Source organism: Tenuibacillus multivorans (assembly GCF_900103915.1).
Classification (GTDB): Bacteria; Bacillota; Bacilli; order Bacillales; family Alkalibacillaceae; genus Tenuibacillus; species Tenuibacillus multivorans.
This window is the reverse complement of record NZ_FNIG01000006.1, coordinates 135,843-158,656: the sequence shown is the minus strand read 5'-3', so window position 1 is coordinate 158,656 and position 22,814 is coordinate 135,843. Positions and strand designations below refer to the sequence as shown.

The window sequence follows — 22,814 nt, the reverse complement described above, 5'->3', positions numbered from 1 at the left end:
CGAAAATGTATACTAGTCATTGAAAGCACTAATAATATTTTTCTTGTTATAATATAGGAGGTAAACACATGGTAGCCGATAATCAAGCAGATTCTCAAGACACCAATAATATTTTGACATCGACACAAGAAGTCATTAAAACAGCTTTAAATAAATTGGGATACCCTGAAGCGGCCTACGAGCTAATGAGGGAACCAGTTAGAATGATGATTGTGCGTATACCTGTACGCATGGATGATGGTAAAGTGAAAATATTCACCGGTTATCGTGCACAGCACAATGATGCTGTTGGCCCAACAAAAGGAGGCGTTCGTTTCCATCCAAATGTCACAGAAGATGAAGTTAGAGCTTTATCAATTTGGATGAGCTTAAAAGCTGGAATTGTCGATCTTCCATATGGTGGTGGTAAAGGTGGCATTATATGCGATCCTAGAAAAATGTCATTTCGTGAGCTTGAGGCATTAAGTCGCGGTTATGTACGCGCGATTTCTCAAATTGTAGGACCTACAAAGGATATTCCTGCACCAGATGTATTTACAAACTCACAAATCATGGCTTGGATGATGGATGAATATAGTCGTATTGACGAATTCAATAATCCAGGGTTTATAACGGGTAAACCGATTGTACTTGGAGGATCTCACGGTAGAGAATCTGCGACAGCTAAAGGGGTTACGATTTGCATAGAGGAAGCATGTAAGAAGCGGGGAATCGACATAAAAGGAGCTCGTGTTATTGTACAAGGCTTTGGAAATGCAGGTAGTTTCTTAGCAAAATTTATGTACGATATGGGAGCAAAAGTCATCGCTATTTCAGATGCAGAAGGCGCCCTTTACGATCCGAATGGTTTAGATATTGATTACTTATTAGACCGTCGAGATAGCTTTGGAACTGTAACGAATTTATTTGAAGACACGATTACGAATGACGAAATGTTTGAATTAGAAACGGATATTCTTGTACCCGCCGCGATTGAAAATCAAATTACAAAAGAAAACGCCCATCAAATTAATTCAAACATTGTCGTTGAGGCCGCTAATGGTCCGACGACACTAGAAGCGACTAAGATTTTAACGGAAAGAGATATTTTACTTGTACCTGATGTATTAGCATCAGCAGGTGGGGTAACTGTTTCCTACTTTGAATGGGTACAAAATAACCAAGGCTACTACTGGAAAGACGAAGAAGTTCAAGAAAAGTTACGAGAAGTATTAGTGAAAGCCTTTAATAATGTCTATACGACTTCACAAAATCGCCAAGTTGATATGCGTTTAGCTGCCTATATGGTTGGTGTTAGAAAAATGACTGAAGCTTCTCGTTTCCGTGGCTGGATATAAAAGTTGGACTTTCAATTTGATTATTTAAATACAATCTCCTATCATTATTTTGGTAGGAGATTTTTCTTTGCTTAGGAGTGGAGTCAATATGCAAACGGAAGAAGTGATCATCATAGGTGCAGGACCATGTGGTATGTCTGCTGCACTGGAGTTGCAAAAGCAAGGTATTGAACCGTTAATTATAGAAAAAGGGAATATCGCCAATGCTATTTATAATTACCCTACACATCAGACGTTTTTTAGCTCAAGTGAAAAACTAGAAATAGGTGATATTCCGTTTATTTCTGAACGTCAAAAACCGGTAAGAAACGAGGCGTTGACCTATTATAGGACTGTGGCAGAGCGAGGTCAATTAAGAATAAATAATTATGAAAAGGTCATCACTCTAAATACAAAAAATAATCAATTTATATTACAAACTCGAACCGAAAAAGGTAATGAACATCAGTATTTAGCAAAACATGTCATCATTGCGACAGGGTACTATGATCACCCTAACCGACTTGGCATTAAAGGTGAGCAATTACCTCATGTCACGCATTATTTTAAAGAGGGGCATCCTTATTTTAATAAGAAGGTTGTTGTAGTAGGCGGAAAGAACTCAGCAGTCGACGCAACTTTAGAATTGGAGAAAGCTGGCGCTGATGTATCAGTGCTCTATCGTGGAAGTGATTATTCTCCTAGTGTAAAACCGTGGATTTTGCCGTTATTTCAATCATTAGTTAAACATCATAAGATTAATATGTATTTTAATGCCCATATAAAGGAAATTAAAGATAAGGAATTAATAACCGAAATCAATGGTGAGGAGCTTACTATTGAGGCAGATTATGTGTTTGCGATGATTGGTTATCATCCAGATCAAAGTTTCCTTAAAAACATTGGGATCGAAATTGATGCTGATACTGGTCGACCAATGTTTGATGAGCACATGGAAACCAATATTAAAAACATATATATCGCCGGTGTCATTGCTGCTGGCTATAACAATAATGAAATTTTTATTGAGAATGGACGTCATCACGGGAAATTAATTGCTGATCGAATCATGAAAAAAAGGGACAATGGTGAATAGTTATGAAAAAAGTCGTATTAATTACTACTGGTGGAACGATTGCAAGTAAACCAAATGAAAATAGCGGTAAGCTAAAATCAGGTGCCATGACAGGTGAAGAATTAGCATCATTTTGCGATTTACCTGATGAAATCCAGATCCAAATTGATTCAGCCTTTCAAAAGCCTAGTGTTCATTTAAATTCACATGATTGGATTTTGCTAAAGAAAAAAGTTGATTTTTATTTTCAAGATGAGTCGGTTGACGGTGTCGTTATTACGCACGGAACGGATACACTTGAGGAAACAGCATATTTTTTAGATTTAACCATTAATGATTCGAGACCAGTTGTTGTGACAGGCTCACAACGCTCGATTTCTGAAATAGGTAGTGATGTCTACATTAATTTACGACACGCCATTTACACGGCATGTAGTGAGGATTTACATAAGTGTGGAACGGTTGTTGTATTTAATGAGCGAATTTTTGCTTCAAGGCATGTCAAAAAGGAGCATGCTAGTAATATTCAAGGTTTTAATGCATTTGGATTTGGTTATTTAGGTATTATTGATAATGATGAAGTACAGGTTTTTCAACGGCCTATTAAACATGACACCTATGAAATCAGTGACTATTTACCTAAGGTTGATATCGTTAAGTGTTATATTGATGCAGATGGTACTATATTAGATGCGATTAGAGAGACTAATGCTAAAGGTATCGTTATCGAAGGGGTCGGAAGGGGTCAAGTTCCCCCTAATATGATGCCAGCTATTAGAAGGTGTAAAGATGATGGTATCACAATGGTTATGACAACTGCATCAGAGGAAGGAGCTGTCTATCCCACCTATGATTATGAAGGCAGTGCCTATGATCTAATTAACCATGGTGTCATATTAGGGAGTGATTATGACAGTAAGAAAGCAAGGGTCAAGCTTTCAGTAATGCTTTCGGCAGATGTTGAATCGTTTAATTTTTAAATATAATAACTTGATATGAATTATGTTTGGCTGACAGTTTATCTGTCAGCTTTTTTTATTTTTATAAGAATATTAAACCTAAAAAAACAAATGATAATAGGGCATATATTGTTTGATACGAGGAGGAATCACAACATTGAGTAAGCTCAAATTATTAAGATTATTAGTATTAGCTGTCATATTGTTGTTTGGCATATCAACTACCGATGTTTCAACTAATGCTTTTACGGAGCAAGTGATTCAACAAGGTGCCACTGGAGATGATGTCATCGAATTGCAATCTAGATTGCAATATATAGGATTTTATAACGGAAAGATTGATGGCGTATTTGGGTGGGGGACCTATTGGGCTGTTAGGAATTTCCAAAATGAATTCGGTCTTGAAGTAGATGGACTTGTTGGTCAAAAAACGAAAGACATGTTAACTCGAGCTTCAGAATACGACGAGGGATGGGTAAAGGAACAGATTAGACAGGGCAGAGAATTTACACATTATGGTGGTCAAAAACGTCCATGGTCGGAGGCTCAACAATCACAAGGACAAAACCAAGGACAAGGTCAAGGCCAAGGCCAAGGTCAAGCTCAAGAAGGGACACCAGAAGAACCTACAGCAACAAATGTTCCTAAAGGTTATTCACAAAATGATATTCAGTTATTATCTCAGGCTGTGTATTCTGAAGCTAGAGGTGAGCCATATGTCGGACAAGTGGCTATAGCAGCAGTTATATTAAACCGTGTAGATGATTCTACTTTCCCTGATTCAATTTCAGGCGTCATTTTTGAACCACTTGCATTTACCGCAGTTGCTGATGGTCAGTTTTATATGGAGCCAAATAGCCAAGCAAAAGAAGCCGTTATTGATGCTCTAAATGGCTGGGACCCTTCAGGAGGTGCCACCTATTATTTTAATCCTGACACAGCTACGTCTGATTGGATTTGGTCTAGGCCACAAATAAAGAGGATTGGTAAACATGTTTTCTGTAAATAGGGAGGTTTTTGCGTGATGCGTTGGGTTTTATATATTGTACTATTGGTTGGGTTCATAGGTTCAATCATTTACGGCTACCAAGAACATCAAGAGAAGAACGCTATACTCATACAAGCTGAGAACAACTATCAACGTTCCTTTCACGACCTAACTTATCGAATTGATTTACTAAATGAAAAAATTGGTACAGTGTTGGCAATGAATACACCAGAAAATTTATCACCTCAATTGACAGAGATTTGGAAGATTTCCGCTGAGGCACAAGCTGATGTAGGACAGCTTCCGTTAACCTTATTACCTTTTAATAAGACTGAGGAATTTCTTACGAACATTGGTGAATTCTCATATCGTGTGGCTGTAAGAGGTCTAGAAGAAGAACCTTTAAATCAAGATGAAAAAGAATTACTTAATCAATTATACCAAAACTCGACTGAGATTAAGCGTGAATTGCGTTCTGTTCAACACGAAGTACTAGACGAAGGTTTGAGATGGATGGATGTAGAAGTCGCACTAGCAACAAATGAACCAGGTGACAATACGATCATTGATGGTTTACAAACCATTGAGAAAAATTCTGAACAATTTAATACGAGTGAAAATGAAGGAGCGTTCACATTAAATAGTGATGCAGGCGAAAAAGAAATTAAACTAACCGGCAAAAACTATAATGAACAAGAAATTGAAGATTTTGTTCATAAAAGGTTTGAATTAGATGGTGATATCGAATTACAAGTGACTGAAACTGGTGAAGGTTCAGATATTCCAATGTATAACGTATCCTTTGACACAGGAGAATTGCATGGATATGCTGAGGTAACAAAACAAGGGGCAAACATGGTCTCATATATGTTAACTCGAGATGTTGGAGAGAAAAAAATTAGTTTGAATGATGGAATGAAACAAGCTAAAGAATTATTAAATGATATCGGTTATGAACAAGTTGAAATGGTAGAAAGCTCACAATATGAAAGTGTCGGTGTTTTCCGATTCGTCAAAGTTGAAGATGATGTTTATTATTATCCAGACAGTCTTCAAGTTAAGGTTGCATTGGATAATGGTGATATAATCGGTTTGACAGCAAGAGATTATATTATTAATTCATCATCGGATGAAGAAACTGATTTCCAAGATAACTTATCTGAAGAAGAAGCAAAGACTTATGTTAATCCTAATATTGAAGTTAAACAAACAAGGAAAGCTGTTATTGAAAATGATTTAGGTGAAAAAGTCCTTTGTTATGAAATATTCGGTACGATGAACGATCAAACTTACCGAGTTTATATCAACGCAAACGACGGATTTGAAGAAAAGGTCGAGAAATTACAACAATCAGAGCAAATTTATGGGATGAGTTAGAAACTGTAGGGAAGGAAAAGACAATTAAGTCTTTTCCTTTTTCATTTTTTTTGCCATAATAAGGGTAGCAGAAAACGGGAGGGAATTCAATTATGTTGAAAATTGGAACACGTTTAACAATAGAGACCATAAAAAACGGTGAAGTAGAAGAACGTTTTCAGTGTAAAATTGCTGAGATTTCGAAAAAATATATTTATATTGACTATCCTATAAGTGAAAGAACGGGTCGGACGTCTTTATTTTTAGATGGCTCGGAATTTATGGTATCTTATGTTGGGCACGATGGTAACGTTTATAAGTTTTCAACTGAGGTTATAGGACGTAAAAAAATGAAAATCCCTGTACTTACGATTAAAATGCCAAATAAAGATGAATTTAGAAAAATACAACGTCGAGAATATGTTCGTGTTGAAGTTCCGTTGGATGTAGCGATCCATCCCAAACAAGAGGATCAATCGCCTTTAATCACGCGTACGATTGATATAAGTGGTGGAGGCATAGCTGTTGTCGGTTTAGGAAAAGAAAAGGAATATCAATCTGGGGATATAATGGATATTTCAATCGTCCTTCCATTTCAGTCTAATGATTATAGTTATTTCTTTTCTCAGGCTGAAGTGATCCGCACGATACGTGGCCATGATGCTTCATCATCCAAAATTACATATAAATTTGTCAACATAGATGAAAAAGAAAGAGAAAAAATGATTAAATTTTGCTTCGAAAAGCAGCTTGATAATCGAAGGAAAGTATTAAATCAATAATTAATTGGACAACCAGGAGGATTGCAAATGAGAATCGCAATAGATGGACCAGCAGCTGCAGGTAAGAGTACGGTCGCAAAAATGATCGCTAAACGATTAGGTTACGTATATATTGATACAGGCGCGATGTATCGAGCCTTAACTTTAGCTGCTTTGGAGTCAAATATCGACGTCGATGATGAACATTCATTAACTCAATTGGCTGAAGAAATTGCAATCACATTTAAAAATGACAAGGATGGCCAAGAGGTTTATATAAATGAACATGACGTGACCAAAAAAATTAGAGATAAAGACGTAACCAATAATGTATCAATGGTTGCCAAACATCAACTGGTAAGAGAAAAATTAGTCGACATGCAGCGTTCATTAGCTCGAGAAGGTAATGTTGTGATGGATGGACGCGATATAGGAACTTTTGTATTACCGAACGCTGAATTAAAGGTGTTTTTAATTGCTTCAGTTGAGGAAAGAGCTCTAAGGCGCCATAAGGAGAATCTTGAAAATGGCTTTGAATCAGATTTAGAACAGCTGAAAGAGGAAATTAGAAAAAGAGACCAATTAGATTCTGAACGTGAAGTAGCTCCACTCGTTAAAGCAGATGACGCTATAGAAATAGACACTACAAATAAAAGTATTGATGACGTAGCAGATACGATTTATTCACTTGCTCAATCAAGGAAATAAGGTGATATATCTTGTTCTATCAATTTGCAAAAACGGTTGTTAAACTCATATTTATCCTCATGTTTAGAATTAAGGTGATTGGTAAAGAAAATATACCGAAAAAAGGTCCTGTTATTATATGTTCTAACCATATTTCAAACTTTGATCCACCTCTTGTTGGTATAACGAGCCCAAGAGCTATAAAATTCATGGCAAAGGAAGAGTTGTTTAGAAAAAAGGGTTTAGGTCTGTTGTTAACGAATTTAAATGCTTTTCCAGTAAAGCGAGGAATGCGTGACCGGAATGCCTTAAGAACTGGTTTAAAACTTCTTTCTGAAGGTAAAACTTTAGGATTATTCCCTGAAGGTACACGGAGTAAAGATGGTGAAGTAAAAAAAGGACTTGCCGGAGCTGGCTTTTTTGCTATGCGTTCTGAAGCAACGGTCATTCCGTGTGCTATAATTGGTTCATATAAAAAGTTTTCAACACTTAAAGTCATCTATGGAAAACCAATTGATTTCAAAACATTACAGAAAGAGAAACCTGGGGCTCAGGAAGTGACAGATGAAATTATGGACAATATAAAGGCATTATTAGAAGAATATCGTTAATTCATGTTATTATGAAAATATTAGTAAACTAAACATCGATTAGAATATTAAATATATGATGAATTACTGCTTTTGACGGTATAGAAGGAGGAAATATGATGAGTGAACGTCAAGATAATCAAACATTAGAGGTTGGAGCTGAAGTAACTGGAAAAATATTAAAATTGGAAGAAAAACAAGTAGTTGTAGATATTGGTGAAAAATACGACGGGATTGTACCTATTTCTGAATTATCTCATTTACATGTGGTCCATCCTAACGAAGTATTATCTGAGGGCGATGAAGTATCATTTATCGTTACAAAAGTAGAAGATGAAGCCATTATCCTTTCTAAAAAATTAAAGGACCAGCAAATGGCTTGGACCGACCTTAAAGAAAAATTTGAACATAATGCTACGTTTAATGCAACGGTTATGGATATTGTTAATGGCGGCCTGGTACTTGATGTCGGCCTAAGAGCCTTTATGCCTGCTTCACAGGTTGAGTCATACTTTGTAGAAAACTTTGATTCTTATCAAGGTCAAATACTTCAAGTTAAAGTTATAGAGATGGATGAATCGAAAAATCGTGTCATTCTATCGCATCGAGCTGTGACTGAAGAAGAACAAAATGCAAAAAGAAAAGAAACAATCCAAAATATTGAATCAGGTCAAGTTGTTGAAGGTAAAGTCCAACGCATTACAAATTTTGGTGCCTTTATAGACTTAGGTGGCGTTGATGGCTTAGTTCATATCTCGCAATTATCACACGATCATGTCGATAAAGCTGAAGACGTTGTTAATGAGGGTGATACGATTAAAGTAAAGGTTTTATCCGTTGATCTTGATACGGAACGAATTGCACTATCGCTTAAAGACACGTTACCAGGACCGTGGGATGGAATAGAAGAAGAATTTAGTGCTGGCGATGTTGTTGAAGGTGTGGTTAGAAGGTTAGTAAACTTTGGAGCTTTTGTTGAGTTAAAACCAGGTGTTGAAGGCTTAGTTCACATTTCTCAGATATCCAAAGAACATATCGGTAACCCACAGGAAGTCCTACAAGAGGGACAAATGATTAAAGTTAAGATTCTTGATATCAGTGAAGGGAATAAACGTATTTCTTTAAGCATAAAGGAAGCGCAAGAAGAACAAGATAATGTTGAATTACAAAAGTATAAAAAAGAAGATGATGAGCATTCTTTCCAGCTTGGAGACATCATTGGTGACCGTTTAAAAGACATAAATAAATAAAGAATAATAGGTTAAACGGATCAGCTAAATACAACAGGATTGACTGTTGTCTTATTCAAGAGCCGCTGTCATCCGTCTGAAAGTGGCGTAAATGCCACTTTTTTATTGCTTAGAATTCATCTATTAGAAGGAATGAATGATATGAGGAAATCAGTTGTTGCCATTGTAGGTAGACCAAATGTAGGAAAATCAACTATTTTTAATCGATTAGTTGGCGAACGAATTTCAATTGTTGAAAATACGCCAGGCGTTACAAGAGACAGAATATATGCAGAAGCGGAATGGTTAAATACGATGTTTAATATCATTGATACGGGTGGTATTGACATCAGTGATGAACCATTAATCGTTCAAGTACGCGAACAAGCACAAATTGCGATAGAAGAATCTGATGTTATTGTCTTTCTCGTCAATGGTCGTGAAGGTATTACTGCAGCAGACGAAGAAGTTGCTAAGATCTTATATAAGTCGAATAAACCTGTTGTACTAGGTGTCAATAAGGTCGATAATTACGAGATGCAGGATTTGCTTTATGAATTTTATGCTCTCGGATTCGGACAACCCTTCCCCATTTCCGGGACTCATGGTTTAGGATTAGGGGACCTGCTGGATGAAGCCGTAAAGCATTTCCCTACAGAAGAACAACCTCCGGAAGACGATGATCGGATTAGGTTTTCGTTGATTGGAAGACCAAATGTAGGAAAATCTTCATTAGTTAATACGCTCTTAGGAGAAGAACGCGTTATCGTCAGTAATATTGCTGGAACAACGAAGGATGCAATTGATACAGACTTCGAAAAAGATGACCGTGAATTCACGATTATCGATACAGCTGGTATGAGAAAACGTGGAAAGGTTTATGAGTCGACAGAGAAATATAGTGTTTTACGTGCCTTAAAAGCAATCGAGCGTTCGGATGTTGTTTTAGTCGTACTCGATGCAGAAGAGGGTATCATTGAGCAAGATAAAAAAATTGCAGGTTATGCGCATGAAGCCGGTAAAGCCATCGTAATCGTAGTCAATAAATGGGATGCCGTTGAAAAGTCACAAGATACCATGCGTGAATTTGAGCAGGAAGTGAGACAGAAGTTCCAGTACTTATCATATGCTCCAATTATCTTTTTATCTGCGAAAACGAAAAAGCGCATTCATACATTATTACCAATCGTTATTGAAGTGGGTGAAAATCACGCAAAACGTGTTAAGACAAACCTGTTAAACGAAGTGATTGAAGATGCCTTAGCTATTAACCCAACCCCTTCGATAAAAGGACAGAAGTTAAAGATATTATATACGACTCAAGTAGCAACTAAACCACCGACTTTTGTCGTCTTTGTAAATGACCCAGAATTGATGCATTTTACTTTTGAACGGTTTTTAGAGAACAGAATACGTGAGGCATTTGGGTTTGTTGGAACGCCAATTAAAATTTATGCTCGTCAACGTAAATAATAGATGAGGTGAGATAATGAAAAAGGTAGCAGTCATTGGAGCTGGAAGTTGGGGGACAGCTTTATCCATTGTTTTAGCTGATCATAAGCATGAGGTTAATGTTTGGTCACATCGTCAGGAGCAAGTTAATGAAATAAATGAACGTAATACGAATCAGAGATATTTACCTAATATTCAATTATCAGAACACATCGTCGCCTATTCGAAAATGGAGGAGGCTGTGAAAGGAACTGATGCCGTATTACTAGTCGTTCCTACGAAAGCTATTCGAGAAGTTAGTCAACAGTTAAAACCATTTTTAGATCCGAATAAGATGATTATACATGCATCAAAAGGAATTGAACCGGAAACACATAAACGAATTTCTGAGATGTTAGAAGATGAGCTAGGTGAACAGGTTCACCAACAATTAGTTGTTTTATCGGGGCCAAGTCATGCGGAAGAGGTTGCACTCAGACAACCGACTACGATTACGGCTACTTCTTATAATTTAAAGATGGCTGAGCTGACCCAGGACTTATTTATGAATGAGAATTTTAGAGTTTATACAAATGAGGATGTCTTAGGAGTCGAAATTGGCGGTGCTCTTAAAAATATTATCGCCTTAGGTGCTGGGATATCAGATGGACTTGGTTATGGTGATAATGCGAAGTCTGCTCTAATTACTAGAGGTTTAGCAGAGATAGCACGTCTTGGGACGAGTTTGGATGCGAATCCTTTAACTTTTGCTGGTTTAGCCGGTGTCGGAGATTTAATTGTAACTTGCACAAGTAAACATAGTCGGAATTGGCGGGCAGGTAATATGCTAGGGAAAGGTTATGTCCTCCAAGATGTTTTAGATCAAATGGGAATGGTTGTAGAAGGCGTACGTACAACTAAAGCGGCTTATCAGCTTTCACGAAAATTAAATATCGATATGCCGATTACAGAAGGTTTATACGAGCTCTTGTTTGATGAAAAAGAACCTAAAAAAGTCGTGGATGAATTGATGAATCGAGGCAAAACCAAAGAATTAGAAGATTTATCATCTTTTTTATAAAATAGTCGTTAACACACACAACAGCTTCCTATTGGTTGCATATAGTATTACGAATGCAATGTTAGGGAGGAGCATCAAATGAGTCAAGATTTCCAACAATCAATATTTGAGCATTTAAAGAAAACGGCTAATATTTCCCCAGATGAAGTGATGGGTGTTGCTCAATCGGTACAAAACGCCAATTTTTCGGATGAAAAAACAGTCAGACAGCTCGTTCAGCAACTAGCGAATATGGCGGATCGTCCGCTTGGCAAACAGAAAGAAGATCGTATCGTAGAGTTAATTACTAAAAAGGGAGATCAATTAGACTATAGCGCATTACAACAAATATTCAAAAAATAAACCGTCGTATAGGCAAGAGAAGTTTCGTATGATCAACACATCGTCATATTATAAAATGCAACAGTCAAAATGAGCTACTTCATGTGAGGATTTAGTCAAAAAGAGGTGTGAGCCCCAACACCTCTTTTTTTATTTTTGTAACATTTTATCAATATTCAGAGTCTCATATGGATGATGATTTATGCTATAATACGGACGGTATATCATATAAAAGAAAGGGATGTTCACGTACATGTCTGAAGGTATGCTACGTATGTACATATCATTCGCAGGAATGGGTGCTTTAATATTATCAGCTTTATTAATATTATTTGCTAGACATAAATTAAAAGGTGTTATACGTTTTGTTGTTAGTTTGTTAGCGTATGGTTTATTAGTTATTGGTGGATTTATTATCATGTTTATCGTATTAAGTGGACCAACGGGTTAAGGTGGGATTAAGCTTGAAGCTAAAATTATTGTTTATTCTTGTTAGTACATTGTTATTATCTGCATGCTTATACCCAGATGAACAAAGGGTCGAGCAAATGCCAACAAATGAAGAACAATTGCAACAAGTACAAAATGCTGTTAATCAATATAAGGAACAAAATGGTGGACTATTACCCATTAAAAATAGTGATATGGATACTCCTATTTTTATAAAATATCAAATCGATTTTAATACATTAAAAAATGCTAATATTATGGGACAAGCCCCTGGTAACTCGTTTGAACGTGGCGGTGTATATTCTTATGTCATTATTAACCCAGAAGAGGAAACAGAGGTTAAGGTCTCCGATGTAAGAATTAATCAAAAATTACGATCTGTTAATTACGAAATTAATCTATACCGTAATGAACATTTATATCCGCCTTATGGTGAAACAATCGGAAGAAATTATTTTAAAATAGACACTGAACGAATGGATGTAGATGAACCATTTACCGTTAATAGTCCATATACAGGGCAAAAACTCGATATCATCATCAATGCGCAAGGCCGAGCATTAGTGGACTACCGACCTGACGTTTATCGGCTGTTAGAAGAAGAAAACATTACGGAATACGAAGGGGATCTAAGATACTTACTAACCGATCATTATCCCATGGTACCAGCCTATTCACCACCTATGAAATTAATAGATGGGAATGTTGAATTTAGTAGTCAAGATTCCGAAACTGAATAATATGATGTAATAAGGATTCTATTTAATTTATACTTTCGAAAGTATAAGAAAAACGATGGCTTTTCTATTAAGTCATCGTTTTTCTTTATCAGAATCTCTATTTTTTTTGGAATTAAGTCATAATTGAATAGGACAACATCATAAATTAATATTGCATCGAATAATAGGTGTACGATATTGTACAGGGTCGGAGGGATATAATGGAAAAATTTAACGTGTTTCATGACATATCGAAACGGACGAACGGAGACATTTACCTAGGCGTTGTAGGTGCCGTCCGGACAGGTAAGTCAACATTTATCAAAAAGTTTATGGATCAAGTTGTGATTCCTAACATCAACAGTGATGACGATCGAGAACGAGCAAAAGACGAACTACCACAAAGTGCAGCTGGTCGAACTATTATGACGACAGAACCTAAGTTCATCCCTAATCAGGCGGTAGAAATTTCAGTGGATGAAGGTCTGGATGTCAAAGTTAGAATGGTTGATTGTGTAGGTTATACGGTTGAAGGAGCCCAAGGATTTGAGGATGAAAATGGACCGAGAATGATTCATACACCGTGGTATGAAGAGGCTATTCCGTTCCATGATGCAGCTGAGATTGGTACAAGAAAGGTTATTCAAGAACATTCAACAATTGGAATTGTTGTAACGACTGATGGTTCGTTTGGGGATATCCCGCGTGAAGATTATGAAGAAGCAGAACGAGAAGTCATCGAAGAATTAAAAGAAGTCGGTAAGCCATTCATCATGGTTTTAAACTCCAGCCGACCACATGACTATGAAACAGTTGAATTAAGAAATACACTAGCTGAAGAATATGATATCCCAGTATTACCATTATCAGTTGAAAACCTACGAGAAGACGATATTTATAATGTTTTAAGAGAGGCATTATATGAATTCCCTGTTCTTGAGGTTAACGTAAACTTACCTAGCTGGGTTATGGCATTAAGAGATGACCATTGGTTACGCAAACAGTTCCAAGGAGCTATTCAAGACACCGTACAAAACATTAAACGATTACGCGATGTTGATCGTGTAGTAGGGGACTTTTATGACTACGAGTTTATTACAGATGCTCATTTATCAGGAATGGAAATGGGTGAAGGCGTAGCCGAAATCGATTTACATGCGTCAGACGACCTCTATGATCAAGTTCTTAAAGAAATTGTAGGCGTTGAAATTCGTGGAAAGGATCACCTGTTAGAGTTATTACAGGATTATTCCGATGCAAAACGCGAATACGATCAAGTATCTGAAGCTTTACAGATGGTTAAGCAGACCGGGTATGGTATAGCCACACCAGCTTTAGAGGATATGCGATTGGAAGAGCCCGAAATCATTCGACAAGGTTCTAGATTTGGTGTTCGACTAAAAGCTGTAGCACCATCCATTCATATGGTTCAAGTAGATGTTGAATCAGAATTTGCTCCAATTATCGGGACTGAAAAACAAAGCGAAGAGCTTGTTCGTTACTTAATGCAAGACTTTGAGGAAGATCCATTATCCATCTGGAAGTCAGATATTTTTGGTAGATCTTTAAGTTCTATTGTAAGAGAAGGTATTCATGCAAAATTAACGTTAATGCCAGAGCATGCAAGATATAAGTTAAAAGATACATTAGAGAGAATAATAAACGAAGGCAATGGCGGATTGATTGCCATTATTTTATAAAAGCGACAAAAAGTCGCTTTTTTTATTTGCTTTTATTAGTTTACTAAATGGAAAATATCCTAAAAAATATGATAAAATGAGCAAAAACCTCGATAAAATGCTAATTTGACGCGATTTTGTATTGAAATGCTATCCTTCTTTATGATAATATGCAGGTACACAATCTAGAAAATTATGCTAAACCTCTATTCTTTATGTAAAAGAATGTTCTTAATTGCAAGAATTTGTTGCAAAGTTTTCGTATTTTTGTTTAAATTGTGGTAACAATGGTATTATCTGATAATTTGCAACTTGAGAGGAGGTGAAACAAATGAACAAGACAGACTTAGTAAACTCTGTAGCTGAGCAAGCGGACTTATCAAAAAAGGATGCATCTAAAGCAGTTGACGCTGTATTAGAATCTATTTCAGGTTCTTTACAAAAAGAAGAAAAGGTACAATTAATTGGGTTTGGTAACTTCGAAGTACGCGAACGTTCTGCGCGTAAAGGCCGTAACCCACAAACTGGTAAAGAAATTGATATTCCAGCAAGTAAAGTACCTGCATTTAAACCAGGTAAAGCCCTTAAAGATGCTGTAAAATAAAAGCTGATACATAGGGCATAAAAAAGGAGGGTCTTAACCCTCCTTTTTTAATGTTAAAATATAATTAAAATCTATATATCAAGTTGATAGATAATGTTGTCATATCATGCTACAATACTTTATGTGTCATTCTTGTGTGTATATAAAATAATAGGTGATTAAATTGTATTTAAAAGAGAAGATAGAAAACATACGTCAAGATTTTATTAGTACATATAAACACCCCTATACTGAGCGTCAATTCTATGATGGCATTTTATCTTACGAGCAAATTTTATGTTTTAAAGACCTACTACTGAAGGTTGAGATTAATCAAAATCATAGGGAAAAGCTTTTTGTAGCCTTATTACATATGCAAATATCCTTAGATATTCATGATCAAGTAGACCTTGAGAATTATGAGCGTATTACAGATCATCGTAGTGTGAGAAACCAACTTAGGATACTTGTCGGTGACTATCATAGCTCTTATTTCTACAGTCTTTTGTCACAATACAATATGCTAGATGAGTTATATCATTTTATCGAAATGATTAAACATATTAATGAATCTAAAATGACTATTTTACATAATCAAGAACAATTGACCGTGGAATCATTATTAAAAGAGGTTGAAAATGTTCATTGTGGTCTTTATAATGCTTTAAGCTCATTGTATCGAATTTCCGATTATCAAACAGTTTGGAAACCTAAAATCGTTCATCAACTGGTTTATAATCGTGGGGAAAGTAAATGGTTAGACGTATTAAAAAATAACAATTCAATAATGATTGATAATGAAATTTCAAAAAGGGAAAAATTTTGGAGCCCTTCTGATATTATAGGAGACAATTAATATGGACGAACAATCGAAATCAGAAAAAGTACACTCTGTATTTGAAAAAATTTATAAACGCTATGATCGGATGAACTCCATTATATCTTTTCAACGTCATAAAGCTTGGCGTAAGGATGTCATGAATCAGATGGATGTTTATCAAGGGGCATATTGTTTAGATGTTTGCTGTGGAACGGGTGATTGGAGCTTTGCCCTCTCTGAAGCAGTTGGTGAGAAAGGGAAGGTCATTGGTTTAGATTTTAGTCAAAACATGCTTTCAGTAGGGAAAGAAAAACTCAAAAATCATCCGATCAGTAATGTTACTTTTGAACATGGAGATGCTATGAATTTACCATATCAAAATGATACATTTGATTATGTTACCATTGGATTTGGTTTGAGAAATACACCTGATTATGGGCAAGTGTTAAAAGAGATGCAGCGTGTGGTTAAACCTGGTGGACAAGTTGTCTGTTTAGATACATCTCAACCAACTTTGCCTGGATATAAGCAATTATATTTCTTCTATTTTGAGCATATCATGCCGATTTTTGGTAAGATTTTTGCAAAGAGCTACTATGAATACGTATGGCTTTATGAATCAACAAAAAACTTCCCAGATAAGAAAACGTTAAAAAGGATGTTTGAACAGGCTGGATTAGATCATGTTAAAGTTAAAAGCTATGCTTTAGGTGCAGCTGCCATGCATCGCGGAATTAAAGCAAATTAATGGGTAAAGGTGAATGTTATGAAATTAGCCTCAGCGTTTAAATATATGAATAAAGATATACAACAGGTTGAAAGACAGATTAGAGAAGTAACAAATGCTGAGAATTCGATGATTCAATCTGCTTCTAACCACTTACTGAATGCTGGTGGAAAACGAATTCGACCCATTTTTGTTCTTTTGTCTTCAAAGTTTGGTGATGTAAATCAGGATAAAATTATCAATGTTGCTGTTGCGTTGGAATTAATTCACATGGCCTCTTTAGTGCATGATGATGTGATTGACCATGCTATGGTTAGACGTGGCAAACCTACTGTTAATAAGCAATGGGATAATGGGACCGCTGTTTTTACAGGTGATTATATTTTTGCAAGAACGTTAGAATTACTAAAACCTTTTAAGAACAATCGTTTACATACTGTTTTATCAAATACCATACACGAGCTTTGTATAGGTGAAATTGAACAAATTCGAGATAAGTATGATGTTGAACAAAGCTTTTTAACGTATTTTAGAAGAATTAAACGTAAAACCGCATTATTAATAGCTTCGAGTACCCAAATGGGAGCAATTGCCGCTAATGTTGATCGTGCTACAGAAAATATGTTAAATCGATATGGGTATTTCATTGGTATGTCTTATCAAATTATTGATGATATTTTAGATTTTACATCATCGGAAAAAGAGCTAGGTAAACCTGTCGGCAGCGATTTACTTAATGGTCACATTACATTGCCTACTTTATTCGCATTAGAAAATTCGAATGTCAAACAAGCCATTAATGATTTCTTTCTATCTGATTACGCTGATACACAATACATTTACGATGTTATTCAAACTATCAAACATTCTCATGCCATTGAACGGGCTTACCAAGTTAGTCAACAATATTTGGAGAAAGCATTGGCTTTAGTTGATGGTTTACCTAATATAGAGGAAAAGAGGTTACTCAAACAGGTTGCGTTATATTTAGGAGAGCGCAAATTCTAATATTCCTGAACGAACCTGCCAAAAATAATTGTTTTTTGGCCTAAACTTTGATAAAATTTTTCACGGCTTACAAATTATCTATAGAGGTGAATAACATGGAAAAAACTTTTGTAATGGTCAAACCAGACGGTGTACAACGTAACCTTGTTGGTGATATTGTTTCACGTTTTGAAAGTAAAGGTTTCAAACTAGCTGGAGCAAAATTAATGCAAATTTCTCAAGAATTAGCCGAAGAGCATTATGGAGAACATAAGGACAAGCCATTCTTTGGTGAGTTAACAGACTTTATCACATCTGGACCTGTTTTCGCAATGGTTTGGGAAGGTGAAAATGTCATCGCAACAGCCCGTAAAATGATGGGGGCAACGAATCCTGCCGAATCAGATATTGGTACCATTCGTGGTGACTATGGTTTAACAGTTGGTAAAAACGTCATTCATGGTTCAGATTCACCTGAATCAGCGGAACGTGAAATTGGATTATTCTTTAATGAAGGAGATTTAATCTCATATAACAAAGATCAAGATCAATGGATTTATTAATGTAAGGAAAGAGAAGGCTAAACATTTCAATGCCTTCTCTTTTTATTTCAAATCGTGTTTTTAAAATATTAGCGCAAATGTAGTTGTTTTCTTATAATGTGGTTAAGAAAGATAATTGGGAGAGAGTTTAATGGCAGATGATTACATATCATTTATTGATTCTATAAAAAAGAAAACCGGAATTAACTTAGCTTTATATAAAGAAAAACAAATGAAAAGACGTTTAACCTCACTGAGGGAGAAAAGGGGATATCATTCGTTTAGTGAATATATTAGCGCTCTGGAAAAGGACGATGAATTATTCCACGAGATGCTCAATCGCATGACCATCAATGTGTCTGAATTTTACCGAAACCATAAACGTTGGGATATATTAAAAAAGGATATTATTCCGTTTTTAAAAGAAGATCGATCATCACTTAAAGTTTGGAGTGCAGCTTGTTCTACCGGTGAAGAACCCTATACGATAGCTATGCTGCTGAGTGATTTCTATGATTTAAATGATATTAAAATATTGGCAACTGATATCGATGAAAATGCGATACAGAGAGCTAAAATGGGTGTTTATCCTGAGCGATCATTAAAAGAAGCACCAAAAGATAAAATTGACCGTTACTTTGAAAAGAGCGGTGCAATGTTTAAAATATCGGATGAGATTAAAAACTGCATTACATATAAAAAACATAACTTATTGGCTGATTCGTATACAAAAGACTTTGATTTAATTGTCTGTCGGAACGTTTTAATTTACTTCACTGAAGAAGCTAAATCAACAGTTTACCAAAAATTTGCCGAGGCATTAAAGCCTAACGGTGTCTTATTTGTCGGTAGTACAGAGCAATTATTCAACCCTCAAGAACACGGCTTCGATGTCTTAAGTACATTTTTCTATCAAAAGAGGTGATCTTGTGAGATATTTAACTGCTGGAGAATCACATGGGAAACAATTAACAACGATTATTGAAGGTGTACCGGCTCAATTGAGGCTTTTAAGAGATGATATTAATGAATCTTTAATTCGTAGACAAGGTGGCTATGGTAGAGGTCGACGAATGAAAATTGAAAAGGATTTAGTAGAGATTACAAGTGGAGTCAGACATGGATATACATTGGGATCACCGATTAGTTTAGTGATTTCAAATGATGATTTTAAACATTGGACCCATATTATGGGTGAAGAACCGATTGATTCTGATACAGAAATTAAAAGGCAGATTACCAAGCCTCGACCTGGCCATGCTGATTTAAACGGCGCATTAAAATACAATCATCGTGACATGCGAAATGTATTAGAACGATCCTCAGCAAGAGAAACAGCGGCAAGAGTCGCGGCGGGGTCTATAGCGAAAATCATTTTAAAAGAATTAGGTATTGATATCGTCGGCTACGTTAAGCAAATTTATCAAATTGAAGCAGATGACCAATCGCATTTAAATATAAACGATAAAAAGAAACGCTCCAATGAGTCTCCAGTTCGAACGTTGGACCAAAAGCAAGAGCAAGCTATGATGGATGCGATTGATCAGGCAAAAAAAGACGGGGATTCCATAGGCGGAATCGTTGAAGTTCATGTCGAAGGCGTTCCAGCTGGACTTGGATCTCACGTCCATTATGATCGAAAACTCGATGGTCGAATTGCGGGCAGTGTGATGAGCATAAATGCCTTTAAAGGCGTCGAATTCGGTGTTGGATTTGATGCTGCTAGGAGGCGAGGAAGTCAAACACATGATGAAATTGGTTATGATGAAGATAGAGGTTACTATCGTGCGACCAATCGACTGGGAGGATTCGAAGGCGGTATGACAACTGGAATGCCGATTATTATAAAAGGCGTGATGAAGCCTATTCCAACATTATATAAACCTCTAAATAGTGTCGATATTGATTCCAAAGAGCCATTTCAAGCGAGTATTGAACGTTCAGATGCTTGTGCGGTACCAGCTGCATCGGTTGTTATGGAGCACATTGTCGCTTGGGAGGTTGCCGTTGCTATTTTGGATCAATTCACATCAGATACGATGGATCAATTAAAGGAAGCTGTTTCTAATTATCGAGAAAGGATTCGTTTATTTTAATGGAAGAATTACGTGTTCAATCAGCTAACCACAATTACCCGATATATGTTGGCCAACAGATACGTAAGCAGGCAACTAAGCTTATTTCTCTTGAAAAATATAGCCAAATCGTCATTATGACAGATGATCACGTTGAAAAGCTATATTTACAGGATTTATTGAACGACTTACAACAATATCTACAAGTCCATGTATTTGTTATACCGTCCGGAGAACAATCTAAATCGTTAACGGTATATGAAGATGTTCAAAAATTCCTTTTAAATAATAAACTTGATCGTTCCTCAGTCATCATTGCTTTAGGAGGCGGTGTCGTTGGCGATCTGGCAGGCTTTGTAGCCGCAACTTACATGCGTGGAATAAGCTTTATCCAAATGCCTTCGACGTTGCTTGCACAAGATAGTAGCATAGGCGGAAAGGTAGGCATTAATTTAGATCATACGAAAAACATCATCGGAAGCTTTTATCCTCCAGATTATGTGATTTATGATACCGAAATGCTCGAAACCTTAGATTTACAACAATTAAGATCTGGTTTTGCGGAGATGATAAAGCACGGATTTATTTCTGATCAAAACTTTTTATCACAATTAAGACAACACATGACCGATCAAATTGATACAAAGTCCAAAGATTTTAATGAACTGTTAATACAATCATTGAAAATTAAGAAAAATATCATTGAAATAGATGAGCAAGAAAGCCATATCAGACGATATTTGAACTTTGGTCATACATTAGGACATGCCATTGAAGTAACGAGTGACGAAACATTAACGCATGGTGAATGTGTGATGGTCGGGATGTTATTTGCGTTATATCTATCTAAAAAAAGGTATCAAACTAAAAGTGAGTTGTTAACAGCAGAATTTATTGAATGGATAAAACGATTAAATTATTCATTAGATTTAGTTTCAGAGCAGGATATTAGCAATCTAGTTACGAAAATGTTGAATGATAAAAAAAATAAGGATCAACAGATTAATTTTGTTTTATTGAAGGATATTGGAGAACCAGTGATTCAACCCTTATCAAAACGTGAAGTAGAAAATCATTTATACGAATTTATAGATTTTATAAAGGATGTTTAATTTGAAAAAAATCGATTTTAATGGTGCAGCATTAAAAGGAAACTTAAAGGTACCTGGTGACAAATCTATTTCACATCGTGCAGTTATGCTCGGTTCGTTGGCTAAAGGACATACACGAATACATAACTTTCTTCAATCAGAAGATAGTTTTAGAACAGTAGAGGCTTTTCGTTCATTAGGCGTCCAAATTGAGAAAGAGCAAGACGTTTTGGATATTTATAGTGATGGTTGGGGATTGTTTCAGGCCCCAACGTCTTCCTTAGATATGGGAAATTCGGGAACAACCGCACGATTAATAAGTGGGATCCTAGTAGCGTTACCATTTGAAACAACGTTAATCGGAGATGATTCCTTATGTCGACGACCGATGAATCGAATTATCACTCCACTAATACAAATGGGGGCGAATATTAAATCTCATAACAATCGATTGCCTATCACTATAAATGGAAGGAATTTGTTTCCAATCAACTATACGTTACCAGTTGATAGTGCACAGGTAAAATCAGCTGTTTTATTAGCGGGATTATTAACAGAGGGCAAAACTGCTGTAACTGAAAAGAATCCGACTAGAGATCACACAGAACGTATGTTACCGATGTTTGGTGGTGAAGTAAATAAACATGATCAGGTTTTATCGGTACACGGTAAACAACGTCTCCAGCATACCTCAATCTCTGTACCAGGTGACATTTCATCTGCATCATTTTGGATTGCTGCTGCATCGATTACGCCTGAGAGTCATTTAACGATAAAGGATGTAGGGTTAAATCCAACTAGAACGGGGTTTATTGATGTTTTAAAACGAATGGGTGCCAATATTAAAACAGATATTACACGCTATGAAGGGGAAGAACTGGTTGGAGATATACATGTTAAGTATTCACACTTAAAGCCTACAAGTATTTATCAGCATGAGGTTGCTTCTTTTATTGACGAAGTCCCGTTACTTGCCCTAGTGGCAACACAAGCTGAAGGTACAATGAAGATTAAGCACGTTGAAGAGTTAAAGTATAAGGAGTCAAATCGGCTCGAAGCAACATTTGAGATGCTTCAAGCATTAAATGCAAACGTGACATTATTAGAAGATGGATTACAAATAGAAGGGAAATCAAATTTAGTAGGTAATCAAATCAATACTTACGGTGACCATCGGATTGCAATGGTGGGGAGTATAGCTGGTTTCATAACGAATCAAACAGTTACGTTAAATGACGCTGCCTGTATCAATATTTCATATCCTACTTTTTTTGACAATTTATATCAAATTGCGAAACAAATGTAGTATAATGTTTGATGACAATAATTGGTTAAGTATTATGATGA

24 protein-coding genes are annotated in these 22,814 nt (G+C 36.1%); all 24 read left to right on the top strand.

Annotated features, from left to right (window positions below; all coding sequences use genetic code 11):
- Positions 1-68 precede the first annotated feature (68 nt).
- The 24 genes from BLP77_RS10625 (at position 69) to aroA (ending at position 22,773) form a co-directional block, all read left to right on the top strand.
- Entirely contained in the window at positions 69-1,337 is a 1,269-nt protein-coding gene (locus tag BLP77_RS10625) for a Glu/Leu/Phe/Val family dehydrogenase (protein ID WP_093857106.1), read from the top strand.
- 88 nt (positions 1,338-1,425) lie between these two features.
- Positions 1,426-2,412, top strand: coding sequence for a YpdA family putative bacillithiol disulfide reductase (locus BLP77_RS10620; protein WP_093857105.1), 987 nt, complete (start codon positions 1,426-1,428; stop codon positions 2,410-2,412).
- A 2-nt stretch (positions 2,413-2,414) separates the two neighbouring features.
- The gene (locus tag BLP77_RS10615; protein WP_093857104.1) at positions 2,415-3,371 is read left to right on the top strand and encodes an asparaginase; all 957 of its coding nucleotides are present in this window, start codon (positions 2,415-2,417) and stop codon (positions 3,369-3,371) included.
- Positions 3,372-3,507: 136 nt separating this feature from the next.
- Positions 3,508-4,359 carry a spore cortex-lytic enzyme gene (gene sleB, locus BLP77_RS10610; RefSeq protein WP_093857103.1) on the top strand — a complete coding sequence of 284 codons (852 nt, stop codon included), beginning with the start codon at positions 3,508-3,510 and terminating at the stop codon, positions 4,357-4,359.
- Between the two features lie 15 nt (positions 4,360-4,374).
- Positions 4,375-5,715 (top strand): germination protein YpeB, encoded by a 1,341-nt coding sequence (ypeB, locus tag BLP77_RS10605; protein ID WP_245686866.1) that lies wholly within the window; start codon positions 4,375-4,377, stop codon positions 5,713-5,715.
- Positions 5,716-5,807: 92 nt separating this feature from the next.
- Entirely contained in the window at positions 5,808-6,476 is a 669-nt protein-coding gene (locus BLP77_RS10600) for a flagellar brake protein (protein ID WP_093857101.1), read from the top strand.
- Between the two features lie 27 nt (positions 6,477-6,503).
- Positions 6,504-7,163, top strand: a complete 660-nt coding sequence (gene cmk / locus BLP77_RS10595) for a (d)CMP kinase (RefSeq protein ID WP_093857100.1) — start codon at positions 6,504-6,506, stop codon at positions 7,161-7,163.
- 8 nt (positions 7,164-7,171) lie between these two features.
- Positions 7,172-7,753, top strand: coding sequence for a lysophospholipid acyltransferase family protein (locus tag BLP77_RS10590; protein ID WP_176753050.1), 582 nt, complete (start codon positions 7,172-7,174; stop codon positions 7,751-7,753).
- A gap of 95 nt (positions 7,754-7,848) precedes the next feature.
- On the top strand, positions 7,849-8,982 hold the full coding sequence (rpsA, locus tag BLP77_RS10585) for a 30S ribosomal protein S1 (RefSeq protein ID WP_093857098.1): 1,134 nt from the start codon (positions 7,849-7,851) through the stop codon (positions 8,980-8,982).
- Between the two features lie 141 nt (positions 8,983-9,123).
- Positions 9,124-10,434 (top strand): ribosome biogenesis GTPase Der, encoded by a 1,311-nt coding sequence (gene der / locus BLP77_RS10580; protein WP_093857097.1) that lies wholly within the window; start codon positions 9,124-9,126, stop codon positions 10,432-10,434.
- 16 nt (positions 10,435-10,450) lie between these two features.
- Positions 10,451-11,473, top strand: coding sequence for an NAD(P)H-dependent glycerol-3-phosphate dehydrogenase (locus BLP77_RS10575; RefSeq protein WP_093857096.1), 1,023 nt, complete (start codon positions 10,451-10,453; stop codon positions 11,471-11,473).
- A 78-nt stretch (positions 11,474-11,551) separates the two neighbouring features.
- Complete coding sequence (locus tag BLP77_RS10570) at positions 11,552-11,815, top strand: stage VI sporulation protein F (protein WP_093857095.1); 264 nt, start codon at positions 11,552-11,554, stop codon at positions 11,813-11,815.
- 232 nt (positions 11,816-12,047) lie between these two features.
- Positions 12,048-12,245 carry a DUF2768 domain-containing protein gene (locus BLP77_RS10565; RefSeq protein WP_093857094.1) on the top strand — a complete coding sequence of 66 codons (198 nt, stop codon included), beginning with the start codon at positions 12,048-12,050 and terminating at the stop codon, positions 12,243-12,245.
- Between the two features lie 13 nt (positions 12,246-12,258).
- On the top strand, positions 12,259-12,984 hold the full coding sequence (locus BLP77_RS10560) for a hypothetical protein (protein ID WP_093857093.1): 726 nt from the start codon (positions 12,259-12,261) through the stop codon (positions 12,982-12,984).
- Positions 12,985-13,184: 200 nt separating this feature from the next.
- A complete protein-coding gene (gene spoIVA, locus BLP77_RS10555) occupies positions 13,185-14,663 on the top strand; it encodes a stage IV sporulation protein A (protein WP_093857092.1) in 1,479 nt (492 codons plus the stop codon).
- A gap of 310 nt (positions 14,664-14,973) precedes the next feature.
- Entirely contained in the window at positions 14,974-15,246 is a 273-nt protein-coding gene (locus tag BLP77_RS10550; protein ID WP_093857091.1) for an HU family DNA-binding protein, read from the top strand.
- Positions 15,247-15,409: 163 nt separating this feature from the next.
- Positions 15,410-16,081 (top strand): heptaprenyl diphosphate synthase component 1, encoded by a 672-nt coding sequence (locus BLP77_RS10545; protein ID WP_176753046.1) that lies wholly within the window; start codon positions 15,410-15,412, stop codon positions 16,079-16,081.
- A gap of 1 nt (position 16,082) precedes the next feature.
- Positions 16,083-16,793, top strand: a complete 711-nt coding sequence (locus BLP77_RS10540) for a demethylmenaquinone methyltransferase (protein WP_093857089.1) — start codon at positions 16,083-16,085, stop codon at positions 16,791-16,793.
- An 18-nt stretch (positions 16,794-16,811) separates the two neighbouring features.
- Complete coding sequence (locus BLP77_RS10535) at positions 16,812-17,780, top strand: polyprenyl synthetase family protein (protein WP_093857088.1); 969 nt, start codon at positions 16,812-16,814, stop codon at positions 17,778-17,780.
- A 95-nt stretch (positions 17,781-17,875) separates the two neighbouring features.
- Complete coding sequence (ndk, locus tag BLP77_RS10530; RefSeq protein WP_093857087.1) at positions 17,876-18,322, top strand: nucleoside-diphosphate kinase; 447 nt, start codon at positions 17,876-17,878, stop codon at positions 18,320-18,322.
- A gap of 130 nt (positions 18,323-18,452) precedes the next feature.
- Positions 18,453-19,226 (top strand): CheR family methyltransferase, encoded by a 774-nt coding sequence (locus BLP77_RS10525; protein ID WP_093857086.1) that lies wholly within the window; start codon positions 18,453-18,455, stop codon positions 19,224-19,226.
- Positions 19,227-19,230: 4 nt separating this feature from the next.
- Positions 19,231-20,397 (top strand): chorismate synthase, encoded by a 1,167-nt coding sequence (aroC, locus tag BLP77_RS10520; RefSeq protein ID WP_093857085.1) that lies wholly within the window; start codon positions 19,231-19,233, stop codon positions 20,395-20,397.
- Positions 20,397-21,488, top strand: coding sequence for a 3-dehydroquinate synthase (gene aroB / locus BLP77_RS10515; protein WP_093857084.1), 1,092 nt, complete (start codon positions 20,397-20,399; stop codon positions 21,486-21,488). Before aroC ends, aroB begins: the two co-directional genes overlap by 1 nt.
- 1 nt (position 21,489) lies before the next feature.
- Positions 21,490-22,773, top strand: a complete 1,284-nt coding sequence (gene aroA, locus BLP77_RS10510; protein WP_093857083.1) for a 3-phosphoshikimate 1-carboxyvinyltransferase — start codon at positions 21,490-21,492, stop codon at positions 22,771-22,773.
- The last annotated feature ends 41 nt before the right edge of the window (positions 22,774-22,814 follow it).

Coding starts and splice junctions, on each gene's coding strand:
- BLP77_RS10625 (WP_093857106.1), top strand. CDS start 69: ATGGTAGCCGATAATCAAGCAGATTCTCAAGACACCAATAATATTTTG.
- BLP77_RS10620 (WP_093857105.1), top strand. CDS start 1,426: ATGCAAACGGAAGAAGTGATCATCATAGGTGCAGGACCATGTGGTATG.
- BLP77_RS10615 (WP_093857104.1), top strand. CDS start 2,415: ATGAAAAAAGTCGTATTAATTACTACTGGTGGAACGATTGCAAGTAAA.
- ypeB (WP_245686866.1), top strand. CDS start 4,375: ATGCGTTGGGTTTTATATATTGTACTATTGGTTGGGTTCATAGGTTCA.
- BLP77_RS10600 (WP_093857101.1), top strand. CDS start 5,808: ATGTTGAAAATTGGAACACGTTTAACAATAGAGACCATAAAAAACGGT.
- cmk (WP_093857100.1), top strand. CDS start 6,504: ATGAGAATCGCAATAGATGGACCAGCAGCTGCAGGTAAGAGTACGGTC.
- rpsA (WP_093857098.1), top strand. CDS start 7,849: ATGATGAGTGAACGTCAAGATAATCAAACATTAGAGGTTGGAGCTGAA.
- der (WP_093857097.1), top strand. CDS start 9,124: ATGAGGAAATCAGTTGTTGCCATTGTAGGTAGACCAAATGTAGGAAAA.
- BLP77_RS10575 (WP_093857096.1), top strand. CDS start 10,451: ATGAAAAAGGTAGCAGTCATTGGAGCTGGAAGTTGGGGGACAGCTTTA.
- BLP77_RS10570 (WP_093857095.1), top strand. CDS start 11,552: ATGAGTCAAGATTTCCAACAATCAATATTTGAGCATTTAAAGAAAACG.
- BLP77_RS10565 (WP_093857094.1), top strand. CDS start 12,048: ATGTCTGAAGGTATGCTACGTATGTACATATCATTCGCAGGAATGGGT.
- spoIVA (WP_093857092.1), top strand. CDS start 13,185: ATGGAAAAATTTAACGTGTTTCATGACATATCGAAACGGACGAACGGA.
- BLP77_RS10550 (WP_093857091.1), top strand. CDS start 14,974: ATGAACAAGACAGACTTAGTAAACTCTGTAGCTGAGCAAGCGGACTTA.
- BLP77_RS10540 (WP_093857089.1), top strand. CDS start 16,083: ATGGACGAACAATCGAAATCAGAAAAAGTACACTCTGTATTTGAAAAA.
- BLP77_RS10535 (WP_093857088.1), top strand. CDS start 16,812: ATGAAATTAGCCTCAGCGTTTAAATATATGAATAAAGATATACAACAG.
- ndk (WP_093857087.1), top strand. CDS start 17,876: ATGGAAAAAACTTTTGTAATGGTCAAACCAGACGGTGTACAACGTAAC.
- BLP77_RS10525 (WP_093857086.1), top strand. CDS start 18,453: ATGGCAGATGATTACATATCATTTATTGATTCTATAAAAAAGAAAACC.
- aroB (WP_093857084.1), top strand. CDS start 20,397: ATGGAAGAATTACGTGTTCAATCAGCTAACCACAATTACCCGATATAT.